The sequence below is a fragment of the Acinetobacter sp. GFQ9D191M genome (assembly GCF_011174875.1).
Taxonomy (GTDB): Bacteria; Pseudomonadota; Gammaproteobacteria; order Pseudomonadales; family Moraxellaceae; genus Acinetobacter.
This window is the reverse complement of record NZ_JAALGV010000144.1, coordinates 1-5,382: the sequence shown is the minus strand read 5'-3', so window position 1 is coordinate 5,382 and position 5,382 is coordinate 1. Positions and strand designations below refer to the sequence as shown.

The window sequence follows — 5,382 nt, the reverse complement described above, 5'->3', positions numbered from 1 at the left end:
AAAAGTGTCAACACACCCTAAATTTTAAAAATAATAAAACACGAATCATTAATTGATTAATCTGTAATTAGATCTAGTTAACTTTTTAAAAGACGAAAAAAGGTACGGGTATAGGACGCTAAACCAGGAAAAATATAATAAATTTGAGCTTTAGAAAAGAAGATAAATAATGAAATATTTTGAGAAAAATAGAAGCACTCCGAGGATGCCGCTGCATGTCATTACCCTTGAACCCTAAAGTTCAAGGTGGACGAGACGCATACTTGCTGGGTTTCCCATACCGGATGGGCATACACTCTAAATATGCAGAACTCAATCCTAAGATTTAAATATCGGCTCAGGGGAATCTGACCCGCTGGCGAACATCTCAGAGTTAGACTAAGTATAAACGATAATGTTGATGTGGCAACTCTATGCTGTTCGTGAACTGTAAACAGTTTAGTCGAACGACCGAAGTTTAAACAAAAAACTCGATTATTCAGTTAGTTCTTCAACTTCTTGCAAAATAGTTTGTAACAAACGTTCGCAGTGTGCATATTGTTGCAGGTATTTATTCATCGTCAATACTTCCTGCATCAGTTCCAGTGCCACCATAATGATCAGTTTACTTGGTTCCATACGAGGTGCTTTACGGCGAAATTCATCGTATTTTTCATTGAGTAATTGCGCTGCACGTTGTAGTTCATCCTGCTGATCCGCAGTGGAGGCCAGACGGAAACTGTGACCCAATACCTTTAAGTCGATTGCGATTTGTTCACTCATGATGAAGCTTCCTCAGTCACTTCAGTAGGATGGGCCAATTGCTGAATTTCCTGTGCATTTTGATCTTGGGCTGTTCCCAAAATCGCCAGACGTTGAATAATGGCTTCAACTTTAGCTTTGGCATTTTCATTTTTCTGGGTAAGACGTTCAGATTCCTGATTCAGCCGCTGAATTTCCTGCTGGGCATGACGCTGTTCCAGCAATAACTTTTCTTTCAGCACGCGTAACTCATTGCGTTCAGCCAGAATTTCCTGAAAACGGTTCTTTAGATCAGTACAACTTTTTTCCAGACGGCTATAACGATCTGCCAGTGCTGTAGCATCCTGGTTTAAATGCTGAAACTGGTTACGTGATTCTGTCAGTTGCTGATTGAGATTCTGGATTTCTTGTTGTTTTTGCGCAATAAAGCTATTTTTTTGTTCAATTTGAGTTTCATGTTGCACGCTTGAAGCCTCTTGCTTCTCCCGTAAACTGGTATTCTCACTTTCAAGTTGTGCAAGTCGCGTTTTTAAAACGCCAATATGCACTTGTAGACGCTGTAATTCTTCTAACATATCGAGGTCGCACAGTGTTGCAAACAAAGGTAATATATAAAGCAGTATAGAGATTGGATAAACGAATGCAAGACGATATTTCAGGTTGGTCAGAATGGTACCGCAATTTTTCCTCAATTGAAGAAATTTCTAGCCCAAGCGAACTGCATGGTTTGCTTACCGGAATTGTCTGTGTCACTCAGGCACCTTCAAATGATGAATGGGTACAGATTCTAGAAACGCTAGATGTTCCTGAACTGAACCCTGAAGCATTAGAATTGTTAACGGGTGAGGCAGAAGACATATTTCATGCGCTGTCTGAAGATGAGCTGGATTATCTGCCATTACTACCAGATGATGAGCATAGCTTGGCTGAACGCGTTCAGGCACTGGCTGACTGGTGTGCAGGCGTAGTGCTTGGTTTTGGCTTGGCCTCAGGTCATATCCGTAATGATGAAATGGAACTGATTGAACATTTACAAGATGTTGCAGCAGTCGAGTTTGAAGATTCTGATGACGATGCCGAAGGCGAAGAAAGCTATCAGGAGCTGTATGAGTTTGTTCGTCTGATTCCGGTAAGTCTGTCCGTTGGCCGCAAGAAAGTAGAGGTTGAAGAAACACCTTTATTGCAGAAATTCACGCAAAAAGCACCAGCTCCAGCTTCTGCGACTGAAGCGCAATCTGTAGTTGAAATTTTCTCGCCGAAACGTCCGAGTTAAGTTCAAGCGGTTCTAAACACAAATTAAAAAACGGTTCTGAAAACCGGCATATTTTTTGCTGATTCTTCTCATGAAGATGATAGTAAATTGATCTGACCCGTTTTCAGAACCAAATTTTAAATAACAGTAGCAATTGATAAGAAGTAAGGTGTAATGAAGAAACTGACTCAAGCCGATTTTCAGGAACGTCGTGACATCCTCGCAGGGGAAATGGGATTACGTAGTATCGCGATTATTGCCACCAGCCCGGTTGCCCTGCGTAACCGTGATGCAGATTATAAATACCGCGCGGACAGCAGTTTCTTTTACCTGACCGGATTTGCTGAGCCTGAAGCAGTTGCAGTCATTGAAACTTTCGATACTGAAGAAGAAGGCTATACCTATAGCCTGTTCTGCCGTGAACGTGATCGTGAAATGGAAATCTGGAACGGATACCGTGCCGGAGTAGATGGCGCCGTTGATGATTATGAAGCAGACGAAGCTTATGCGATTGATCTACTGGATGAGGAAATCCTCACCAAGCTTCAGAACAAAGACAAGCTCTTCTACCGGATTGGGCACAATGCCGAATTTGATGCACGTGTAGCCAAATGGATCGCAACAGCCAGTGGTGAAAGCCGCCGTGGTACTTCTGCACCGGCACAGATCATGCAGCTGGATCGTATCGTTGATGAAATGCGTTTGCATAAAGATGAAAATGAAATTGAACTGATGCAGCTTGCATCAGATATTTCTGCAGAAGCGCATACACTGGCTATGCAGAAAGTTCGTCCAGGCATGATGGAATATGCTTTAGAAGCTGAACTGAATTATGTCTTTGGTAAAAATGGCTGTGTACCATCCTACAACAGTATTGTCGGTGGCGGTGAAAATGCCTGTATTCTGCATTATGTGGAAAATGACAAAGAGCTGAAGGATGGTGATCTGGTTCTGATTGATGCTGCCTGTGAATATCAGTTTTATGCTTCGGACATTACCCGTACGTTCCCGGTCAATGGTAAATTCAGCGTGGAACAAAAAGCTTTATATAATATTGTGCTGGATGCACAGATTGCTGCCATCAATGCAGTTCAAATCGGGAATTCTTATAAAGAGCCGCATAATGTGGCGGTTCGCATTCTGGTTCAAGGTTTACTTGATCTGGGGATTATGCAGGGGGAGATTGACGAAATTATCCAGACTGAAAGTTTCCGCCAGTTCTATATGCACGGTACAGGGCATTGGCTGGGTATGGATGTACATGATGTAGGTACTTATAAAGCCAACGGTGAATGGCGTGCATATGAAGAAGGTATGGTCGTGACAGTTGAGCCGGGTCTTTATATTGCGCCAGATGATGAAACTGTAGATGTTAAATGGCGTGGTATCGGAATCCGGATTGAAGATGATGTGGTTGCTACCAAAAATGGCCCGTTGGTGTTAACTGCAAAAGTTGTGAAAACCGTGGAAGATATTGAAGCCTTAATGGCCAAAGCACGTGCTGCTTAAATAAAAGATATAAAAAAAGCCGGTGATCTCACCGGCTTTTTTTATATAGTAGAAAGTTAAAAATGTATTCGTGAATGATAGTAATTTTTTAATTTATTGATATTAAAATGAATATTTATAAAATTTTAAGAAAAAATGGATTAATTTCTTAGGCAATAAGTTATCCAATGGCTACATAAAACAAAGATACTATCGAGAAACATGCAAGACTTTTACTTACGTTAATCACGACTTATTCAAATAAAATTAACTTTGTTAAAATTGAGAATTATAAGATGACAGGAATTCAACACAGCAATTGAGTTTTTAGCATCAAAGCAACATATTAATTCCGATTTCATTCTCATACTTGACCTGTTCCTTAAATAAACTCAAAGAAGAGCAGGAGAAAAATGATGAGACTAAATACGCTTGACTGGATTGCTTATGCTTTAGCGATTATTGGTGGCATCAACTGGGGTCTGGTTGGTGCGTTTAACTTTGATTTAGTCGCTGCCATCTTTGGTGAAATGAGTGCACTATCTCGAATTATCTATGTATTGGTTGGTTTGTCTGCCTTGTATCTGATCTATACTGGTACAAAATTGGGTCGACGTGATGTACATCATGAGTCTCAAGCTCGAGTAGTACGTTAACTGACTAAAAGTTAATTGAAGTCATTTATATTTTTTTAATTAACTGATTTCTATAACAGATTAGTTAATCTAAAAGATATAAAGGACATTTAACAGAAACGGAGCTTAAGCTCCGTTTTTAGTATTTAAATTTTTGATAATGCCTAAAGAGATCAAAAAATCTCTATAAGTTTTTTCTATCGACCGGATAAAAATACCTAAAGAAGTTAAATGGTTCTTTGCCTAATTTAATTAACCTTTTTTCTAAAACTAGATACGTAATAGAGCCTGCCAAGATCGAAGAGGTAATAAGTATAGAGCTAAATAGGTAAGGGTTTAATATATTGAGTTTGTTTAAAACCATAGCAACTGGGCTTAAAGTAAAAGGATGAATCAAATATAAAGAGTAAGATGAATCTCCAAGATGATTAAAGAATCTTAAATTTAGTGATTTAGTTTCTGTGATTAAGTCTTCTAAAGCTACGCATCCAACAAAAATGAAAAACATTGGGATCCCGATTTTTAATGATCTCAAGGTGATGAAATCAGGTAGTTTATAAAAGTTTTGATAGGCTAATAGGGAAGCACCGACAAGAATCATAAATATAGACATTAATCGGGAAAGACTAGTATTTTTTATAATGATAAATGCCAGAACGCCTAAAGCGAATTCAAGCAAAAGATTATGGGTTAAAAACATCAGAAATTCAGATTTTGGTTGGAGTATTAAACCTATAGCCACAACAACTGAAAAATATAGAATGATAAAAAGATATTTATATAAGTCTTTTAATAAAAAAATTAGGAAAAATGAAAATATAAAATAATAATAAAATTCATAGCTTAAGGTCCATCCATTATTAATTAAAAATTTACTGCCATTCGGAATTAAGAAGAAAGATTCGAAAATTCCAGTTTCACCACCGGATGAATTTATAAGATTTGGAGAAATCAGAAATACAATTAAAGCAAAAAAACTGAGAACCCAATAAAGAGGAATGATTCGGATGAATCGGTTTCTCATGAAATTTAGAAAATTAACTTTTTTATTATATGTTGTATAACACATAATAAAGCCAGAGATTATGAAAAATAAATCAACACCAGAGCCGCCTATGTGATACCACTGAAGCGTATCAACATTGTATTGTTGTCCTTTAAAGGAGGTATGGCTTATAACTACCATTAAGGCAGCAATCCCCCTAAGAAATTGCACTGAATAAAGCATAGTTATTATTTTATTAAAGGGCGAATTCAAACATGAGG

General features: G+C 38.1%; 6 protein-coding genes and 1 other RNA gene. 3 read left to right on the top strand and 4 right to left on the bottom strand.

The window, feature by feature from the left end; all coding sequences use genetic code 11:
* Window positions 1-192: 192 nt before the first annotated feature.
* The 3 genes from ssrS to G5T77_RS16565 all read right to left on the bottom strand — a co-directional run bounded on the left by ssrS (window position 193) and on the right by G5T77_RS16565 (window position 1,316).
* Window positions 193-377: non-coding RNA, 6S RNA (gene ssrS, locus G5T77_RS16575), on the bottom strand.
* A 97-nt stretch (window positions 378-474) separates the two neighbouring features.
* Window positions 475-762 carry a cell division protein ZapA gene (locus G5T77_RS16570; protein ID WP_166138401.1) on the bottom strand — a complete coding sequence of 96 codons (288 nt, stop codon included), beginning with the start codon at window positions 760-762 and terminating at the stop codon, window positions 475-477.
* Window positions 759-1,316 (bottom strand): hypothetical protein, encoded by a 558-nt coding sequence (locus G5T77_RS16565; RefSeq protein WP_004782884.1) that lies wholly within the window; start codon window positions 1,314-1,316, stop codon window positions 759-761. Before G5T77_RS16565 ends, G5T77_RS16570 begins: the two co-directional genes overlap by 4 nt.
* A 65-nt stretch (window positions 1,317-1,381) precedes the next feature.
* Between G5T77_RS16565 and G5T77_RS16560 the strand changes: the two genes are divergently transcribed.
* The 3 genes from G5T77_RS16560 (at window position 1,382) to G5T77_RS16550 (ending at window position 4,137) form a co-directional block, all read left to right on the top strand.
* Window positions 1,382-2,014 (top strand): UPF0149 family protein, encoded by a 633-nt coding sequence (locus tag G5T77_RS16560; protein WP_125278707.1) that lies wholly within the window; start codon window positions 1,382-1,384, stop codon window positions 2,012-2,014.
* Between the two features lie 153 nt (window positions 2,015-2,167).
* The gene (gene pepP, locus G5T77_RS16555) at window positions 2,168-3,502 is read left to right on the top strand and encodes a Xaa-Pro aminopeptidase (protein ID WP_166138398.1); all 1,335 of its coding nucleotides are present in this window, start codon (window positions 2,168-2,170) and stop codon (window positions 3,500-3,502) included.
* 395 nt (window positions 3,503-3,897) lie between these two features.
* Window positions 3,898-4,137 (top strand): DUF378 domain-containing protein, encoded by a 240-nt coding sequence (locus G5T77_RS16550; RefSeq protein WP_034703714.1) that lies wholly within the window; start codon window positions 3,898-3,900, stop codon window positions 4,135-4,137.
* Between the two features lie 163 nt (window positions 4,138-4,300).
* Here the strand turns inward: G5T77_RS16550 and G5T77_RS16545 are convergent.
* Window positions 4,301-5,382 (bottom strand): acyltransferase (locus G5T77_RS16545; RefSeq protein ID WP_205683245.1); only part of this gene is annotated, 1,082 nt, incomplete at its 5' end.